The sequence below is a fragment of the Ignavibacteriota bacterium genome (assembly GCA_016716225.1).
Lineage (GTDB): Bacteria > Bacteroidota > Ignavibacteria > Ignavibacteriales > Melioribacteraceae.
This window is the reverse complement of record JADJWT010000001.1, coordinates 286,517-305,773: the sequence shown is the minus strand read 5'-3', so window position 1 is coordinate 305,773 and position 19,257 is coordinate 286,517. Positions and strand designations below refer to the sequence as shown.

Annotated in this window: 13 protein-coding genes; 8 read left to right on the top strand and 5 right to left on the bottom strand. The window is 28.1% G+C overall.

Going from position 1 to position 19,257, the window contains the following annotated elements:
• The 3 genes from IPM32_01315 to IPM32_01305 all read right to left on the bottom strand — a co-directional run bounded on the left by IPM32_01315 (position 1) and on the right by IPM32_01305 (position 4,327).
• Complete coding sequence (locus IPM32_01315) at positions 1 to 1,134, bottom strand: amidohydrolase (GenBank protein ID MBK8943884.1); 1,134 nt, start codon at positions 1,132 to 1,134, stop codon at positions 1 to 3.
• A gap of 1 nt (position 1,135) precedes the next feature.
• On the bottom strand, positions 1,136 to 3,040 hold the full coding sequence (locus IPM32_01310) for a CocE/NonD family hydrolase (protein MBK8943883.1): 1,905 nt from the start codon (positions 3,038 to 3,040) through the stop codon (positions 1,136 to 1,138).
• Positions 3,041 to 3,175: 135 nt separating this feature from the next.
• Positions 3,176 to 4,327, bottom strand: a complete 1,152-nt coding sequence (locus IPM32_01305) for a T9SS type A sorting domain-containing protein (GenBank protein MBK8943882.1) — start codon at positions 4,325 to 4,327, stop codon at positions 3,176 to 3,178.
• A 254-nt stretch (positions 4,328 to 4,581) separates the two neighbouring features.
• Between IPM32_01305 and IPM32_01300 the strand changes: the two genes are divergently transcribed.
• A complete protein-coding gene (locus tag IPM32_01300) occupies positions 4,582 to 6,108 on the top strand; it encodes a serine hydrolase (GenBank protein MBK8943881.1) in 1,527 nt (508 codons plus the stop codon).
• Positions 6,109 to 6,164: 56 nt separating this feature from the next.
• Here IPM32_01300 and metH read toward each other — a convergent pair whose 3' ends face one another.
• A complete protein-coding gene (gene metH / locus IPM32_01295) occupies positions 6,165 to 9,836 on the bottom strand; it encodes a methionine synthase (protein MBK8943880.1) in 3,672 nt (1,223 codons plus the stop codon).
• 97 nt (positions 9,837 to 9,933) lie between these two features.
• Here metH and rfaD point away from each other — a divergent pair, with 97 nt between their 5' ends.
• From rfaD to IPM32_01280, 3 genes are all read left to right on the top strand, one after another.
• Entirely contained in the window at positions 9,934 to 10,908 is a 975-nt protein-coding gene (gene rfaD, locus IPM32_01290) for an ADP-glyceromanno-heptose 6-epimerase (protein ID MBK8943879.1), read from the top strand.
• A 99-nt stretch (positions 10,909 to 11,007) separates the two neighbouring features.
• On the top strand, positions 11,008 to 11,277 hold the full coding sequence (locus IPM32_01285) for a four helix bundle protein (GenBank protein MBK8943878.1): 270 nt from the start codon (positions 11,008 to 11,010) through the stop codon (positions 11,275 to 11,277).
• A gap of 69 nt (positions 11,278 to 11,346) precedes the next feature.
• A complete protein-coding gene (locus IPM32_01280; protein ID MBK8943877.1) occupies positions 11,347 to 11,805 on the top strand; it encodes an 8-oxo-dGTP diphosphatase in 459 nt (152 codons plus the stop codon).
• On the opposite strand, the gene IPM32_01275 is transcribed toward IPM32_01280, so the two are convergent.
• Positions 11,802 to 12,596, bottom strand: coding sequence for an alpha/beta hydrolase (locus tag IPM32_01275; GenBank protein MBK8943876.1), 795 nt, complete (start codon positions 12,594 to 12,596; stop codon positions 11,802 to 11,804). The genes IPM32_01280 and IPM32_01275 overlap by 4 nt on opposite strands.
• A 169-nt stretch (positions 12,597 to 12,765) precedes the next feature.
• On the opposite strand from IPM32_01275, the gene IPM32_01270 reads away from it, so the two are divergent.
• From IPM32_01270 to IPM32_01255, 4 genes are all read left to right on the top strand, one after another.
• A complete protein-coding gene (locus IPM32_01270; GenBank protein ID MBK8943875.1) occupies positions 12,766 to 15,105 on the top strand; it encodes a sigma 54-interacting transcriptional regulator in 2,340 nt (779 codons plus the stop codon).
• Between the two features lie 168 nt (positions 15,106 to 15,273).
• On the top strand, positions 15,274 to 16,233 hold the full coding sequence (locus IPM32_01265) for a hypothetical protein (GenBank protein ID MBK8943874.1): 960 nt from the start codon (positions 15,274 to 15,276) through the stop codon (positions 16,231 to 16,233).
• A 93-nt stretch (positions 16,234 to 16,326) separates the two neighbouring features.
• A complete protein-coding gene (locus IPM32_01260; protein ID MBK8943873.1) occupies positions 16,327 to 17,232 on the top strand; it encodes a hypothetical protein in 906 nt (301 codons plus the stop codon).
• Positions 17,233 to 17,344: 112 nt separating this feature from the next.
• On the top strand, positions 17,345 to 19,240 hold the full coding sequence (locus IPM32_01255) for a hypothetical protein (protein MBK8943872.1): 1,896 nt from the start codon (positions 17,345 to 17,347) through the stop codon (positions 19,238 to 19,240).
• Positions 19,241 to 19,257: the final 17 nt, after the last annotated feature.

The following is a 19,257-nucleotide window of genomic DNA, read 5'->3' as shown; positions in this document are numbered from 1 at the left end:
TTAAAATAAATTTATAAATCCAATCATTGCTTCCAATGAAGGTTGGATTAAATCTTCATTCAATATTAAATCTTTGCTGTGTAAGGTTCCGCTTCCTTTTGCACCTACTTGCAAATATAAACTTGGAACTTGTAATCCATAAAACGCAAAATCATCAGCTCCCATCGAAGGTTTAGCATCGAGAATTAATTTCTCAACGTTTCTTGAAATTTTCATAAATTCAATAAATTTTTTTGTTAAAGCAGAATCATTAATTGTTGCTGGACAATTTGTTGGAAAATTTATTTCAATTTTTATTTTGTAAAGTTCGGCAAAAGATTTTGTAAATGAATTCATTAAAGAAATACATTTGTTTAAAACTTTATTATTATGTGTGCGTAAAGTTCCTCTTAACAAAATTTGTTGAGGAATAATATTGTGAGTAGAGCCGCCGGAAATTGTTCCAAATGCAAAAGCTACAGTTTCTCTCGAATCAATATTTTGCTGAATATAACTTTGAATTTGTGTAATGTAATAAGCCGAAGCGTTAATTAAATCAATAGTTTCAGAAGGTTTGGAAGTATGACCACCCGGACCCAAAAATTCAATTTTAATAGAAGTAGATGAAGCTTGAACCGGTCCATCAACAATATTAAATTTTCCCACTTCCAACATTGGATCAACATGAATTGCAAAAATAGATTTTACATTTTCCAAAATATTTTCTTTAACAACAAACTCAGCTCCACCGGGAGCAGCTTCTTCTGCCGGTTGAAAAATTACACGAAGTTTATGTTTTAGTTCATTTTTATTTTCATTAAAATATTTCAGTAAACCCAAACCAATTGCGGTATGAAAATCATGACCGCAAGCGTGCATTACTCCGGAAATTTCTGAACAAATTTCGTGAGATGAATCTTCTGTAATTGGCAATGCATCAATATCAGAACGGAATGCAATAATTTCTCCTTCTCCTATATCGCAGTATCCACCAGTCTCTAAGTTGAAAAATCTATTAAATTTTAATCCCCATGAATTTAATTTTTCATCAATTAATTTTGTTGTGTTAAATTCTTTAAAAGATAATTCGGGATTTTTATGAAGCTGTCTTCTTATTTCAATTATCTCCGGTAAAATATTTCCCATTTTTTTCATTTTAATTTTCTGTAATAAGTTTATTCAATTTTATTTTCGATGGATAATTTTTACTAAAATAAATTCTTTGCGTTGCTTTTTGAAAATCACTTTCATCGGCATTGTAAATATCTATAAACTTTTGCGGATTTCTATCAAATAGTGGAAACCAACTACTTTGTATTTGGATCATAATTTTATGACCTTTTTTAAATGTATGACAAGCATCATTTAAATATATTTTCACTTTTGTAATTTCATTTGGGCTAAACGGTTCGGGGAATTCCAAACTATTTCGATATTTTCCTCTAAGTATTTCACCGCGAACCAACATTTGATATCCGCCCATTTCAATTTCAGTATCACCAATTTTTATATCTTTTGTTGAATCCGGAAATACGTCGATTACTTTTACAATCCAATCAGAATCAGTACCGGAAGTAGAAACAAAGAGCTCAGTTTCAATTGGTCCAACAATACTAAAATCATTTTGCAATATTTCAGTTTCATAAACCAAAACATCTTGTCGTGTAGAAGCAAAGCGCTGATCTTCATTTAAATATTCTTTGTAATAATAATCTTTTGCATCAATAAATTTAGAAGTATACGGAACGGGTTTATTCGGATCACTTATATATTCATCAAAAATAATTTTGGAATTTTGAGGATAAGAAAATGTAATTGCATTTTCCGAATTTAGGTAAAGATTTATTTCAGCAATATTTTGCGGAGGATATTGATCAAATTTATTCCAGATATTTTTCCCGGTTTCAAAAATATATGCTTCTGCTAAATTTAATTTCCCTTCATTCTTCAAATAATAATTAAAAAATGGAAGTTCAATGCTATCAACGTAAAATTTACTTGTATTGGAATTTAAATTTATATCACCAAATTTATTACCATCAGTTCGCGTCCAACCTCCGTGAGGCCAAGGACCTAATACTAAATTATTATCTATTTTAGAATTTTTTCTTTCAATTGATTGATAGGTATTTATTGCACCGTAAAGGTCTTCTCCATCAAACCAGCCGCCTACAGTTAGAATTGCCGGTTTAATATTATTGAAATGAGGAAGTGTATTTTTTTCTTGCCAATAAAAATCATAATTTGGATGAGAAATAACACTATCCCAAAAAGCAATATTATTTTTGAAATACAACTTATTTATATTTTTTAGTGAACCTAATTTTAGGTAAAAATTGTAAGCATCTGGTGAATTAAAATTTACTCCATCTGGCCAAATTTTTGTTAATTCATTTCTTGTAACTCCAAATTGATTGAAAAAATTAAAAGTCATTGTTAATGATAAAGCTCCGTAATGATGCATATCATCTGCAATAAACCAATCGGCAATTGGTGCTTGCGGAGAAACAGCTTTTAAATTTGGATGTGCATCAATTGCTGCCATCGCCGCATAAAAACCGGGATAAGAAATTCCCCAAACTCCAACATTACCGTTATTGTTTTCAACGTTTTTTACAAGCCATTCAATTGTATCATAGGCATCGGAGCTTTCATCAACTTGCGAATTATTCATTTTATTCGGAATATGTGGTCGCATATCAACAAAATTCCCTTCCGACATGAATCTTCCACGGACATCTTGAATTACAATAATGTAATTATTTTTTATAAAGTGAAGAAAAGTATTCAAACTTCGAGTAAAATAATTCTGCTTACCATATGGCTGACAGCTATACGGTGAGCGCCAAATAATTATTGGCTGCTTTTCAGTTTTATTTTTTGGCAAATAAATTGCGGTAAATAAATTTATTCCATCTCTCATTTTAATTGTGATTTCTTGTTTATCGTAATTTTGCGCAAAGAAAAGTGAATCATCATTTATTGAAAATGTAGAATTGCTTGAAATTATTGAAAGAAAAATTGATAATATAAAAATTGTTTTTTGAGGATAAATTTTCATTACGTTTCCAAAGATGTAAATAAGTTGGTACGAAAATATGGTTATTATTTTTTTATTTCAATTTTTAATTAATGAGAAATGTATTATGAAATGAAAAAATCCCCAACTCTTAATGAATTGGGGAATATGAAGAAATTATTTTTGAAGAACCATCATTTTAGATTGCGAGAAAATTCCGGATTGCAATTTGTAAATATAAATTCCGGAAGAAACTTTTTTATTCTCAAAATTTTCACCATTCCAAGTAACTGAATAATTTCCTTGTGATAGATTTTCATTTAACAAAGTTTTTACAAACTGGCCGAGTGAATTAAAAACGTCAATTCGTACATTTTCGTTTTTCGCAATACTGAAATTTATATTTGTCGAGGGATTAAAGGGATTCGGGTAATTAGTTTCTAATTTATATGAAACGCTCTTGTTTTGATTTTTTGTTGAAGTTGTTTCATTCCATCCGGAAAGTTTTGCCCAAAGCCACCAAGCTGCGTAAGCTTTTTGATTTCCATTTAAAGCTTGTGAATGAGCTGCTGAACAATTGTACCAATCAACATTTTCTGTGTGGGAATTTTGCCATTCGATTGCCCAATTTGCATCTTGAGAACCGTTACCGTCACTGTCATAATCACAATTATCATTTGGATATTTATCACCAAAATAATTTCCATCGGGATCATAACTTTCAATATCTGAAAAATCAAAAAGAATTTTATTATTTGTTACACAATAATTTCTGATTTGTTCATTTCGCAAATGTAAATTTCCTTCCAAACCAGAGCCATCGAGATGTCCGGTCATATATACAAATTTTACATTTGGGAAATCATTTTCAAGCTGTGTCATCAAATTTAAATAAGTATTTATATCTCCCTCAGAAGCCGAACTTACTTGTCCACACCAAGACCACATAACAATATTTACTTCAGAATTTTGTGAATTGTTTAGATAAGTTCTTGTTCGTTGTGCCCAAGTTGTACGATCGGGGTTTCCCAAATCTCCATCTACAAAATAATCATCAATATCCAAAGCGCCGGATTCAATTCCATCATGAATATTATACAATCCATTTCCATTCATAAATTCATCCAAATTTTCCATGCCGGAAATTATTTGGCTTCCGTGAGAAGTGTGTCCGTATGCAATATGTAGTTTACTTTTTGCTTCAATGATTGCTGATTCCGGAATTTGATTAATATCTGTGCAATTGTGATTCGCAATAATTCCTTGAGCGAAAGAATAATTTGTTAATGTTAAGAAAAGTGCAAAATACTTAAGTAAAAAATTCTTCATCAAAGCCTCAACTTTATTTTTCATTATTTATTGCAAAAATTAAACCAAACTAAAAACTCATTTGAATTGATAAATTTCAGTTGATATAATATTAGTATGTAAATATTACTTGTAGAAATTATCGATTAAGGAAATTTATTTTGAGAAACTAATAATCAATATGGGAAATTTAAATTGTTATGAAATGAGAAAATTTAATATTATCAATGAAAAAAATATCCATATTTTTGCAAGTAACCTTAGAGGAATTTAAAATGAAAAAGTATCAATTAGTCATTTCATTTCTATTATTTTTTATTTATAACATTAACGCACAGTCACTTCCAAAATTTATTTCAGATAGTTTAGATAATTACATAGAAAGGGGAATGCAAAATTGGGAAATTCCCGGAGTTGCTGTTTTAATTGTAAAAGATGGAAAGGTTGTTTTCGAGAAAGGGTTTGGTGTAACTGAATTAGGAACACAAAATAAAATTGATGAAAATACTTTGTTCATGATTGGCTCAAACACTAAAGCATTTACCGGTACTGCTTTGGCATTGCTTGAACACGAACAAAAATTAAAACTTGATGATAAGGTAATTAAATTTCTTCCAGATTTTAAAATGAAAGATAAATGGATAAACAATGAACTAAATTTGCAAGATATTGTTTCTCACCGAATGGGAATGGAAACATTTCAAGGTGATTTTATCTATTGGACTTCAGATTTGACAAGCGATGAAGTTATAGAAAAATTTGGATTGTTAACCCCAAAATATAATTTTAGAACAAAATACGGTTACACCAATGCCGGATATGCAATTGCCGGAAAAGTGATAGAAAAAATTTCAAATCAAACTTGGGGAGAATTTTTAAAGAATAAAATTTTCCAACCATTGCAAATGGAAAATACGGTTGCATATTCTCAAGAATTTAAAAATTGTACGAATATTGCAAAACCCCATTCATTTGTTAATAATAAAATGAGTTTATTGGATTTTCAAAATATTGATAATCTTGCTCCGGCTGGAAGTATCGGATCATCAATGAATGATATGAGTCATTGGGTACTTGCACAGCTTGATAGCGGAAAATTTAGCGGAGAAAAAATAATTCCTTTTTCTGTAATTCAAAAAACAAGACAGCCATTAACAATTGAGAGAAGAGTAAAACACCCTTATAATAAAACACATTTTGCATTATATGGAATGGGATGGGAATTTCAAGATTATGAAGGAAGAGAAATTATTTCTCACACAGGCGGAGTAAACGGATTTTTAACTTCTGTAACATTAATGCCGGAAGAAAAACTTGGAATTGTTGTACTAACCAACAATGACCAAAATGCTCTTTTCTATTCGCTGCGTTGGGAAATTCTTGACGCATTTTTAAATCTTCCATACAGGAATTATGATTCAACTTATTATGCTGAAGGATTGAAGGATAGAATTAAAACACAAAAAAGATTAAAAGAAATTCAAGATTCTGTAAAAATGAATATTAAACCGGAAATTGATTTAGCGGAATTTGAGGGTGAATATAAAAATGAAGAATATGGTTTTGCCACAATAACCATAATTGAAAACACACTTGAACTTAAATTAGAACATCATTCCAAATTAACTGGTAAGCTTGAATATATTGATAACGGAAGATTTTTCTGTACATATTCAGATCCAACTTACGGCAAAAAAGTATTTCAATTTTATTTTGCAGAAGGAAAAGTAAAATCTTTTGATTTATATGTTGATGATTTTATTGATTATCAGTCATATAAATTTGTTAAAAATGTTGAATGAAAAAATAGTTTATAAATATTTTAGAAAAATTAAGATGAATTTACTTTTTTAGAATTTTATATAATAGGTCTTAACCATTTTTCAATTTCTTGAACTTGCATATTTTTTCTTTTAGCATAATCTTCAACTTGATCTTGAAAAATATTTCCCACAGAAAAATATTTTGCTTCGGGATTTGCCAAATATAATCCGCAAATAGAAGCCGGTGGATTCATAGCTAAATTTTCTGTTAATGAAATTCCAATATTTTTTTCTACATCCAACAAATTAAATAAAGTAATTTTTTCAGTATGATCAGGTTGTGCCGGATATCCTGGTGCGGGACGAATTCCACTATATTTTTCTTTAATTAAATCATCCTTTGATATTTCTTCATTTTTTGCATAACCCCAAATTTCTTTTCTAACTTTTTCGTGCAAAAATTCAGCATAAGCTTCAGCTAATCGATCTGCTAAAGCTTTTACCATAATTGCATTATAATCATCGTGATCTTTCTCAAATTTCTCAACTAATTCTTTTGAGCCAATTCCGGCAGTAACTGCAAACAATCCAATATAATCAATAATATTAAAGCTTTGTGGTACAATAAAATCAGATAATGCTAAATTTGGAAATTTATTTTGTTTATCATTTTGCTGTCGTAAAGTATGAAAAGTCGAAATTACTTTGTTACTATTTTCATTTTCGAATAACAGAATATCATCCTCAAAACTATTTGCCGGAAAAATTTTACACACACTTTTTGCAGTTAATAATTTTTCGGAAATAATTTTATCCAATAATTTATTAGCATCATCAAAAAGTTTTTTTGCTTCAATGCCATATTCATTGTTTTCAAAAATTGTAGGAAATTTTCCTTTCAATTCCCAGGTAATAAAGAATGGTGTCCAATCAATATATTCTATTAATTTTTCTAATGGAAAATTTTGCTCGATTATTAAATCAAAATTATTTGGTATTGTAATTTCAATTTCACTCCAATTCAATTCTAATTTATTCTTTCTTGCATAATCTAATGAAATTAAATTTTGATTGTTATTTTTTTTATTATGCTGAATTCGAATTAATTCATACTCTTTGGCAATATCATCAGAAAAATTTTGTTTTGAATTTGCATTTAGTAATTTCCCGGCAACTGCAACAGCTTTTGATGCATCTAAAACATGTATAACATTTCCGGAATAATTTTCATCAATCTTTACAGCAGTGTGAACTTTTGAAGTTGTTGCTCCGCCAATTAACAAAGGAATATATATTTTTTCTCTTTCCATTTCTTTTGCAACGTGAATCATTTCATCAAGCGAAGGAGTTATAAGTCCACTAAGCCCAATAATATCAACATTTTCATCTTTTGCTTTGGAAATAATATGTTCGGAAGGAACCATAACTCCAAGATCAATTATATCATAATTGTTACAGCTTAGTACAACACCGACAATATTTTTTCCAATATCATGAACATCACCTTTTACGGTTGCAAGTAAAATCTTTCCGGCTTTTTTAATTTCACCGGTTGATTTTTGTTCTTCTTCAATAAACGGAATTAAATATGCGACTGCTTTTTTCATAACACGCGCACTTTTTACAACTTGAGGTAAAAACATTTTTCCGGAGCCAAATAAATCACCAATTTTATTCATTCCGCTCATCAATGGTCCTTCAATAACTTGCAATGGTGATTTTATTTTTTTTCTTGCTTCCTCAATATCAATTTCAATAAAAGCATCAATTCCCTTAATTAAAGAATGTTCCAGCCTTTCTTCAATTGGCAAAGTTCGCCACTCATCAACCTTTGCTTCAATTTTTTCTTTTTGATTTATTTGTTGTGCAAATTCAATTAATTTTTCAGTTGCATTTTCATTTCTATTTAATATAACGTCCTCAACCAATTCCAGTAAGTCTTTGGGAATTTCTTCATAGATTTCTAATTGTCCAGCATTTACAATTCCCATATCCATTCCGGCTTTAATTGCATGAAACAAAAATGCCGAATGCATTGCTTCACGAACAATATCGTTTCCTCTGAAAGAAAAAGATAAATTACTTACTCCGCCGGAAACTTTTGCAAAAGGAAGATTTTGTTTAATCCATTTTGTAGCATTAATAAAATCAACTGCATAATTATTGTGTTCTTTAATTCCGGTTGCAACTGCAAAAATATTTGGATCAAAAATTATATCTTCCGGTGGGAAATTAATTTCCTCTGTTAAAATTTTATAAGCGCGTTCACATATTTCAATTTTTCGTTCGTAAGAATCAGCTTGACCTTTTTCATCAAAAGCCATAACTATTACAGCCGATCCGTAATTTAAAACTTTTCTTGCATGATCTTTAAATATTTCTTCACCTTCTTTCATGCTTATAGAATTTACAATTCCTTTTCCTTGCAAACATTTTAAACCGGCTTCAATTACTGGCCACTTTGAAGAATCAATCATAATCGGAACTTTTGCAATATCCGGCTCAGACGCAATTAAATTAAGGAATTTCGTAATTGCATTTTCAGCATCAATCATTGCATCATCCATATTTATATCAATAACTTGAGCACCGTTTTCAACTTGTTCAAGTGCTACAGATAATGCTTCCGAATATTTTTCTTCTTTTATCAATCTTGCAAACTTTTTAGAACCCATTACATTGGTTCTCTCACCAATATTTATAAAGTTTGAATCGGGTCTTACAACTAACGGTTCTAATCCGCTTAAAGAAAGAAGTTTACTTTTTTGTTTTGGAATTCTCGGTTTAAATTGCTTTGATATTTCCGCAAATGCTTTAATGTGTTCCGGAGTTGTTCCGCAGCAGCCACCAACAATATTGAAATTTCCATATTCCGCATATTTTGCTAAAACGTCATACATCTGATTTGGTGTTTCATCATAATTACCAAACTCATTTGGCAAACCAGCATTTGGATAAATGCTGACAAAGCAACTGGCTAAATCTGAAATTTCTTGAATAAACGGACGCATTTGAGTTGGACCTAATGAACAATTTAATCCAACACTTAATAAATTTGGTGTATGAGAAATTGAATGCCAGAAAGCTTCAAATGTTTGTCCGGAAAGTGTTCTGCCGCTTTGATCAACAATAGTTCCGGAAATCATAATTGGCCAATTAATTTTCTTTTCTTGGAAATATTGTTGAACAGCATAAAGTGCAGATTTTGCATTTAATGTATCAGTTATTGTTTCAATTAAAAGAATATCAGCTCCACCATCAACCAATCCTCTGATTTGATCATAATATGAATTTTTCATTTCATCAAAAGTTAAAGCTCTCGCTCCGGGATCTTCAACTTTGGATGACATTGAAAGAGTTTTGTTTGTTGGACCAATAGATCCGGCAACAAATCTGGGTTTGGCGGAATTCAGTTTTGTAAATTCATCTGCAATTTCTTTTGCTAATTTTGCAGATTGTAAATTGATATCATAAACAAAATTTTCTAATCCATAATCAGCTTGAGAAATTGAAGTTGCATTGAATGTATTTGTTTCAATAATATCCGCACCAGCTTCAAGATAAAGTTTATGAATTTCTTTTATAATATTGGGCTGAGTTATGGAAAGTAAATCATTATCACCACGCAAAGTTTTTGGATGATTTTTAAATTGTTCACCTCGAAAATCTGATTCGGTTAATTTGTATCTTTGAATCAAACTTCCCATAGCACCGTCGAGTATTAAAATTCTGTCTGTTAAAATTTTATATAAAGTATCGAATTGCATTTTCTCCAAGCTTTCTAAATAAATATCGATTTTTTGAAAATATAATTTAATGAAATTTTATAACTTTACTTTACAATAAATATGAAAAGGAGATAAAATGATAATAGTTACGGGCGGAGCTGGCTTTATTGGTAGCGCAATTGTTTGGAAATTAAATAAAATGGGAATAGATGATATCATAATTGTTGATCATCTTGGCGAAAGCGAAAAATGGAAAAATTTAGTTGGACTAAAATATTTAGATATTTTTCATAAAGATGAATTTCTTGAAATTATAAATGATGATTCTTTAGGATTTAAAGTTGATACAGTTTTTCACCTTGGCGCTTGCTCAGCTACAACAGAAAAAGATGCTGATTATTTGCTTTACAATAATTTTAAATACACTAAAACTTTAGCAGAATATTGTTTGGAAAATGATTCTAAGTTTATTTATGCATCAAGTGCGGCAACATACGGAGACGGAGAAAATGGTTATGAAGATAATGAAGAAAAATTGCCTACTTTAAAACCGCTAAATATGTATGGATACTCAAAACATATGTTTGATTTGTGGGCGCAGAAAATGAAAGTTGCTGATAAAATTGTCGGATTAAAATATTTTAATGTTTTTGGTCCAAATGAATTTCACAAAGGAGATATGAGAAGCATAGTTCATAAGGCTTTTGGTCAAATACAAGAAACGGGAAAAGTGAAATTGTTTAAATCTTATAATCCAAATTATGAAGATGGAAAACAAATGCGAGATTTTATTTACATAAAAGATGCAGTTGATATGACTTTACATTTTATCGAAAATAAAAATGTTAATGGTTTATTCAATGTTGGAACCGGAATTGCACGAACTTGGATTGATTTGGTTTCTTCAATATTTATTGCAATGGATTTAAAACCCAATATAGAAATAATTGATATGCCGGAAATTTTACGCGGAAAGTATCAATATTTTACTGAAGCGAAAATAGAAAAAATTAGAAACGCCGGATTCAAAAATGAGATTACTTCTTTAGAAAATTCAGTAGAAGATTATGTGAAGGAATACCTTATAAAAGAAAAACATTTGGCTAGTTAAAATTTAAAAAATAAAAGTTAAAGATTGGTTAAAATGAAAAATTCAAACAATCAATTTAAAGAAGAATTTTAGAAAAGATTATATAAATTAACTTTTGAATTGATTCAATTTATTGAAACATTAGAGAAAGATTTTGTATCACGTCGGTTAGCCGATCAATTATTAAGATGTGGAACAAGTGTAATCGCAAATTATGTGGAAGGATTATCGGGAAGTTCCAAAAGAGATTTTGCAAAATTTATAAACATAGCTTTAAAATCTTCAAATGAATCTAAATTATGGTTGTCCTTATTAAAAGATAGCAAAAAAGCAAATTTAACTAAATCGAATTTATTGATCAAAGAATACGATGAAATTTTAAAATATTAGCTTCCAGTTTAATTACAATGCGAAGATATCAAAAAGATTTTTAACTTTTATTTTTGGGATTTTAACTTTATGAAGCTTGCCACACTTTGTTATGTTATAGAAAACGATAAAACTTTAATGCTTTATCGTAACAAAAAAGAAAATGATTATCACGAAGGAAAGTGGAACGGACTTGGCGGAAAATTTGAAGCTGGTGAAACTCCAGAAGAATGTGCAATTCGTGAAGTGCATGAGGAATCCGGATTGACAGTAAAAAACCCAATTTTAAAAGGACACATAACTTTTCCAATGTTTGATGGAAAAGACGATTGGTACGTTTGGCTTTATGTCTTTAAAGGTTTTGAAGGAAATTTAATTGATTCACCAGAAGGAAAATTAGAATGGATCCCAAACGAAAAATTAACTGAAATAAATCTTTGGGAAGGAGATAGAATTTTTATTCCATGGCTTTTTGAAAATAAAATATTTAGCGCAAAATTCAATTACGAAAACGGTAAATACAAAGATTTTTCTGTAATATTTTATTAAGAAAAAATTTTATCCAAAAAATCATTAATATTTAAGTTCACATCATCTGGTTTTTCAATCGGAGTCATATGCCCAGAATTTTTAGTCATCACAAATTTTGAATTTGGAATTTCATCTGCAATTTTTTGCATTACATTTGGTGGAGTTAATTTATCAAATTCACCACACAAAATTAAAGTAGGAATATTTATTTTTTTAAGCGAATCGGTTGTATCGGTTCTGCTTAACATTGCAAACAAACAACCTTTAACACCAATTGCGTTGCTTGTTCTCGATTGATTTAAAACTGTGTTATATAATTCTGAATTATTTTTAATTGTTTCATCCCAAAAACAAGTCGGAACAAAATTATTAACATAAGAAATTACACCTTCTTTATTAATTTTTGCAATTCCGTTTTGTCTTTTAATTTTTCCTTCGTTGTTGTCGCTTTCAGTCCTTGTATCTAATAAAATTGCAGCAGAAAATTTTATTTGATCTATTTCCAAAGCACGAAAAGTTATATACCCTCCCATTGATAATCCGCAGATTATTGGTTTTTCTAACTTTAATTCATCAATAATTGAAAATAAATCTTCCACAAAAGAATCCATTGTATATTGTCCATCGCCGGCTGGACTTTTTCCCAAACCGCGAATATCATATCTAACGCAAAAATATTTATCTTTAAGAAAATTTACTTGTTCATCCCACATTGTATGATCGTAAGGAAATCCATGAATAAATATTATAGATTTATTTTTTTCATTCCCGGAAAGGTAAACTCGTAAATTATTAATTGTTGTTTCCAAATCGTTATCCATTTTTAAAAATTTATATTTCGATTCACTCAATTTTGTAAATTGTATATTAAAAGATAATCAAAATTTGGTTTTGTAAATGAAGAGTAAATTGTTGAGTAAAAAAAGTTTAATAAAATATTCTTTTCCCCTCATTGGAATTTTTATTTACTTAATCTTTATGCAATTCTCAACTCAAATAAATTCGAAAGTAAATTCTTTTTTTTATTCAATCGAATATGAAAAATTACCGGATTCAAATATTGTAATAATTGAAATAAATTCTTCCGATATTGATTTTCTCGGGGGCTGGCCGTTAAAAAGAAGTTATTATGCTTTGCTTTTAGATTATTTAAATAAACTTAATGTTAGGAAAATTGGTTTCGAAATTTTCCTTTCCGAAAATATTAGTACTCAAGAAGTTTACAACCAAGTTTTGTTTAATTCAATAAAAAATTCCAATAATATTATTTTTTCTTCACTTGCAGAAAACTTAACTCATTCAAACAATATTTGGATTTCTGAAAAAATAAATTTTCCTCAAATAAAATTATTTGATAAAAATTTACAAACCGGACATATAAATTTTTTTAATGAAAATATTTTTTTAATTCCGGCAAAAATTAAAACAAATGATAATTTAGAATTTTCTTTTGCTGATAAAATGTTGGAAAATAAAAATCCAAGTGATATTTATGTTAATTTTAATTTTTCTTGGAAATCATTTAAGAAATATTCTTTGCTGCAATTTTTTGATTTTGCTGATAATAACATTACTGAGCTGCAAAAATTGAACGGGAAAATTATTTTAATTGGAATTAGTGATCCGCTAATTGCAAAATCAATTTCAACACATTTTGATGATCGAATTCCCGGAATTGCAATTCATGCTTTTGCAATTAACAATTTACTTTCCGGAGAAAATTTAAATTATAATTACTTTAAAATTTCTACAATAATTTTTCTGTTCACAATTTTTATCATTTCATATTTTTTATTTGATAAATTTAAAATTTTGCTTTCCGCATCAGTAGTCTTTTTTATAATAATTTTTTCACTTTGGAAAATAAATTATTTCCAGTTTGATTATTCTGCGTTTATCATTCCTTACATTTTTACCATTTGGGGAAGTTCGTTTATTACATTTTTAGATGAACGAAAAAAAAGAATTACTTCAGAAGAATTATCTATTGAATTAAAAAGTGAGTTGGAAATTAAGGAAGCAAAACTCTTAGAACTTAATAGACAAATTGAAAAGAACAAATCTGATGAATTAAAAAATCAAATCAACAAATTAAATGAGGAAATTAAGAATTTAAAAAATATTGAAACTGAAGATAACACGGAATTTATTCATTCAATTGAGCCAAATAATTTTGAAGGAATAATTTACAGAAGCAAAAAAATTGAGCAAATTGTAAGTCTTATTAAAAAAGTAGCACCAGAAAATGCTTCTGTTTTAATTCAAGGCGAAAGCGGAACCGGAAAAGAACTTGTTGCAAATGCAATTCATAATCTTAGCAAAAGAAAAAATAAAAAATTTGTCATAATCAATTGTGCAGCATTACCTGAAACATTGTTGGAAAGCGAACTTTTTGGACATGTTAAAGGAGCATTTACTGATGCAAAATCTGATAAAATTGGAAGATTTGAAGAAGCAGATGGAGGGACATTATTCTTAGATGAAATTGGTGAAACGAGTGAAAATTTTCAAGTGAAATTGTTGAGAGTTTTACAAACTGGTGATTTTCAAAAAGTTGGTTCATCTAAAACTCAGCATGTTGATGTTAGAATAATAACCGCAACAAATAAGAATTTAAGTCAACAAGTTAAAACGGGAAATTTTAGAGAAGATTTATTTTACCGACTAAATGTAATTGATATCAATCTTCCAAACTTAAATGAAAGAATTGAAGATATTTCCGTTCTTGCAGAATTTTTTGCAAAAAAGGAAAGTAAAGAATTTAAAATTTCCAATGCAGTGATTAAAAAACTTGAAGAAAATAATTGGAAAGGAAATATTAGAGAATTGGAAGGTGTTATTAAACGAGCTGTAATTTTTACACGTGCAGATAAAAGAAATATTATAAAATTGAAAGATTTGCCAAAAGAACTTTCCAAAATTGAAAAAAGTGATATGGAAAATTCTATAATTGAATCATTAAGAGAAAAATCTTTTTCACATTCATCAATTAATGAAACTTCTGATGAATTGGGAAATTTAAGCAGAACAATTGTTTCAGAATATTTACGAGGATTTTTCTTTAAATCTTATGTTGAAAATAATTTTGATTTGGAAAAAACTATAAAAATAATTTCCAATTCAAATAAAACTGAAATAAATCAAAATGTTGATAAAAAAGTAAATATTTATCTTAAAAATCTTGAAAGTGATTTTGCAGAATTTAAAGGAAAATCACTAAATGAATTAAAATCAAAATTTGCATCAAAATATAAAAATCTTCCGCAAAAATATCATTCTTATCTCGATCAAATTATTCAAAAAATTACCGAAAATTAGCCTGAGAAATTACTTTTCAGGCAAATATGTTTTAATTCAGGCATTTAATAAAAACGTCTAAAATTTGTAAACTATTTTACTATAACGAGTTAAGTGAAAAATAAGATTTGGCATGCAATTAGCATTATTTGGGAAAAGAATTGCAAACCAAAAATCATAGGAGAAACAATGAAAATAATAAGTTCAAAAATCGTTTTAATATTAGCAATTGTATTTTTTCTTTTTTCAATAAATGCCTGTAATGAAGAAAATAATCCTTTGGATAATGAAAATAATACAACTGAAAAAGAAACATTAGAAAAAATTGTTGAATCGGATGAATCATTAGAATCTTTTGATCTAAATTATAACGAAGAAGAAGCAATGGATTTTGTATTAGGAAAAACTTCTGCAACAATATATCCAGTAAAAGTTGGACAAAGGATGAAATTAGTTGATAAAACTTTGGATGTTGAATTTAAAGGAGAACTTGCTTATGGAACATTAACTTCAAATTATGAAGGAGTTTTATTTATTATGGCTTCAGAAGATTCTTCAAAAGGCGGTTGGGGAAATATTGATTTAGATGTTTATGAAAAACCATTTAATACAACAATTAAGAGAAATTTAATTTTTACAAAAATTGCAAATACGTCAAATCCGGATAGCAATTGGAGACTTACATCAATTTCACTTCCTGAAGGCGGAACATTAACTGAAAATATTGAAATAGAAAGTATAAAAATTTATTTACCAAACAATGAAGAAATTGTAATTGATAATCCTTTAGATTATTATTTCAATTTGGGAATTTCTGGAGGAAATTCAAATATTCCTACTTTAATTCAATTTGAAAAAGTGAAAGTTGAAGTAAATATAAAAAGTAAATTTGAAACGAATGATTATGTAACTTTAACTTACGGTGCAATTAAAAATAGATTAACAAACAGAGCAAAAAGAAAGTTAGAACTAATAAATGAAGAATTTGATGGAAGTTATTATCATAGAACTTATTCCGGTGAATGGATTGTTAACCAATTTAGAGGAAGAAGGCATGCAGTTATTAACGCTTTCTCACATTCAACACTAAATGATAGTGAAGCATCGGTTGAAAGTAAATCTTGGGGAATTCCTTACAGAGTCAATTAAATTTTTGAAGGTTGTCTTAATCGGAATTTTGTAATTTACTTTTAAGACAGCCTTTTTTTAATTAATCCGGAAAAAATATTTATATATTTGAACATGAACGAACTGAATAAATATCTCACTTCAATTATTATTTCAATCTTTGTAATTAGCTGTAACGAGCCAGCTCCAATTGAGTTAATTAATAATGATGAATCAAATGATGTAATTGAGATAATTAATGAAAATCCGGGCTCATATACACTTACCGGATATGATTCAACCGGAGTAATTGAAGAAAATTCTTTTGATAAATCTTTAGTTGTTTACAGTGGAATTAAAAATACATATAATAATTTAACCAGATTTTCCGGATACGGCGAAGCAATATTTATTGATAACAATCAGCCAATTAAAAATTCCGAAAATAAAATTGTTGGTTACAAAACAATAGATTTTGGAAAAGTAAAATTTAATAATCATCCAGCAAGAGTAATTCCTTACAGTTTAAAATTTCTTGATAACTTCAAACTAATTGATACTTTAGTCGGTGTTAAAAATGTTTTATATCATAAAAGAGTATTACTTCAAAGCGTACTAAATTTTCCATACAATTCTAACATTCCATTATCATTTACTGATCAAAACAATAAAGAAACAATTTCAATAATGAAAATTCCTAATCAAATTTCGGGGAAAATTTCAGTTACCGGCTCGAGAGAAACAGAGGATTTTGAAGTTAGTTTGGAATGGAATAATGAAAACTCCGGTGAAGTGCAAATAATTATTGGCGCTAAAAGAAATATAAATGATGAACTTACACCGTTTTTTAGAATCAAGAATCCCAATAAAAATAGAATTGTTATTCCAAATAATTTATTACGACAAATACTTAAAACAAATTACAAATATTTAATTTTTACTTTTGTAAAAAAAATTATAGAAAAACCAACAATAAGTAATTTAGGTGAAATTCAGTTTGCTGCGCAGAGTATTCATAATATTTGGGTTGATATTAGATAAAACTCGCTTTTCAATATTGATAATAATTTATGGTTTGCTGAGTAATAATTTATTGGCTCAACAATCTTTAAATTTTTATGGAATTGGTATATTTAAAAATTTGGAATTTAATTTGAATTCAATAAACTCAAATATCGGACAAATTTCTAAAACAAAAGATTGGGAATTTTACATTTCCACAAAATTAAATTTTAGCTACAATATTAATTTTTCTCCGGATTATTTTGGCTTGGGAAAAACTATTGGAAAGCATTCATTCAATTTTAATTATTCTCCGGGAATTCAACAAAAATTTATTTTCAGTTCCGGAAGAAAAGCAATAATCTCAGATTCAATTCAAAACTTTTATACATCACTAAATTATTTTCAAAAATACGGAACAGCTTATAATTTTAACCTTAATGAAAATTTAGGTTTCGGATTTTCTCTAAATTATTTTGAACAAAATTTTACCGAAGAATATCCAACATATTATTCCGATTCATCATCAAACCAAACAATATGGCAGATCAACGAGGATGAAATAAGTAAGAATTTTTGGAAAGGTGATTTTGGAATTTCTTACGGAGTTTTGGAAAATCTAATTTTTTCAATATCAACAAATAATCTGCTAATTCTAAAAGATTTTGATAAGGAAGATAATTCAAGTGATTTTTTGATTAGAACAAATAAATATAATCTTAAAGAAAATAAGTCTGTAATTATTGGCACAAACTTCAATCCAACGGAAAAAATAAATTTAAAACTAAATTATGAAACAACAAGTTCATTTATATTTGGTACAAATATTTTATTTCCTTTTACAAATTCCAATATTGTTTTTGGCACAACAATTTTTCATGATAAATATCAAAAGCCAATAATTGCGGGCATTTTATCAAATTTAAGTTATTCTAATAAACTTTACAGCATAACAATTTCTTATTTAAAATATTTTGGAAATAGAAATAAATCAAAATCAGTGAATGATTTTAATCAATACCAAATTCATAATATTCAGCATAATTATTTTTCCTCAGATAGACTTTTTGCAAATTTGAATATTGCGTTAAGTTTTCAAAAAGATCAATTTGTAAAATTTTTGGATGTTGAAATTATTGATGCAATTTATCCAACTTTTAACGAAAACTATATAAATCAACCTTTCGCAAAAGCTAAAGTTTTAAATTTAACTTCTAATAGAATATCTGTTAAGCCGGCTAGTTTTATTGAAAATTTGAATAACGATAAAATATATTCGCCGGAAGCTTCAATAAATCCGAATGATACTTTGGAAATTAATTATTATACAGTTTTTGAAAATGATAAAAAAGATTTTAGCAAAGATATAATTTCACAAGCTGAATTTTATTTATTTACTTCAACGGAAAATTTTGATGATAATTTTCAGAAACCGATTTTAATAAAAGATAAAAATAGTTGGAATGGTGAAGTTAAAAATCTTAAATATTTTGTTGAAAGAGATTTGGAATTTTCGAAAAATTATACAAATAAAATTTTGAATTCCTATAAAGATTTGTTGAAGCAAAAAAGTGAAATAAAAGATTTTACGTCACTTCAAATATTATTTAATAGTTTTTGTAAAGAAATGATTTATGTTTCAGATCGTAGAACAAGTACCGATCATGTACAATTTCCGAAAGAAACAATTTCAGCAAAAGGTGGAGACTGCGATGATTTAAGTGTTTGTTTCAGTTCGCAATTGGAAAGCATTGGAATCCAAACAGCATTTATTGATTACAAACCAAAAGAATCAATCGGACATGTAACACTTTTGATAAATACAAAATTATCTCCCCAAAAATCTGAGTTAATTTCAATAAACGAAAGAAAATATTTTGTAAGAAAAAATATTGATGGAATTTACGAAATCTGGATTCCGATTGAAGTTACATCTCTAACAAATTTTGAAGATGCATGGAATTTAGGAGCAGAAAAATTTTATACGGAAGCAATTGATAATTTTGGCTTGGCAAAAAGTATAGTTGAAATAATTGACACAAATTAAATTTTAATGAGTTATAA

Bases quoted from the DNA above. Each gene is read 5' to 3' on its own strand.
- IPM32_01315 (MBK8943884.1), bottom strand. From the start codon at position 1,134: ATGAAAAAAATGGGAAATATTTTACCGGAGATAATTGAAATAAGAAGA.
- IPM32_01310 (MBK8943883.1), bottom strand. From the start codon at position 3,040: ATGAAAATTTATCCTCAAAAAACAATTTTTATATTATCAATTTTTCTT.
- IPM32_01305 (MBK8943882.1), bottom strand. From the start codon at position 4,327: ATGAAGAATTTTTTACTTAAGTATTTTGCACTTTTCTTAACATTAACA.
- IPM32_01300 (MBK8943881.1), top strand. From the start codon at position 4,582: ATGAAAAAGTATCAATTAGTCATTTCATTTCTATTATTTTTTATTTAT.
- metH (MBK8943880.1), bottom strand. From the start codon at position 9,836: ATGCAATTCGATACTTTATATAAAATTTTAACAGACAGAATTTTAATA.
- rfaD (MBK8943879.1), top strand. From the start codon at position 9,934: ATGATAATAGTTACGGGCGGAGCTGGCTTTATTGGTAGCGCAATTGTT.
- IPM32_01280 (MBK8943877.1), top strand. From the start codon at position 11,347: ATGAAGCTTGCCACACTTTGTTATGTTATAGAAAACGATAAAACTTTA.
- IPM32_01270 (MBK8943875.1), top strand. From the start codon at position 12,766: ATGCAATTCTCAACTCAAATAAATTCGAAAGTAAATTCTTTTTTTTAT.
- IPM32_01265 (MBK8943874.1), top strand. From the start codon at position 15,274: ATGAAAATAATAAGTTCAAAAATCGTTTTAATATTAGCAATTGTATTT.
- IPM32_01260 (MBK8943873.1), top strand. From the start codon at position 16,327: ATGAACGAACTGAATAAATATCTCACTTCAATTATTATTTCAATCTTT.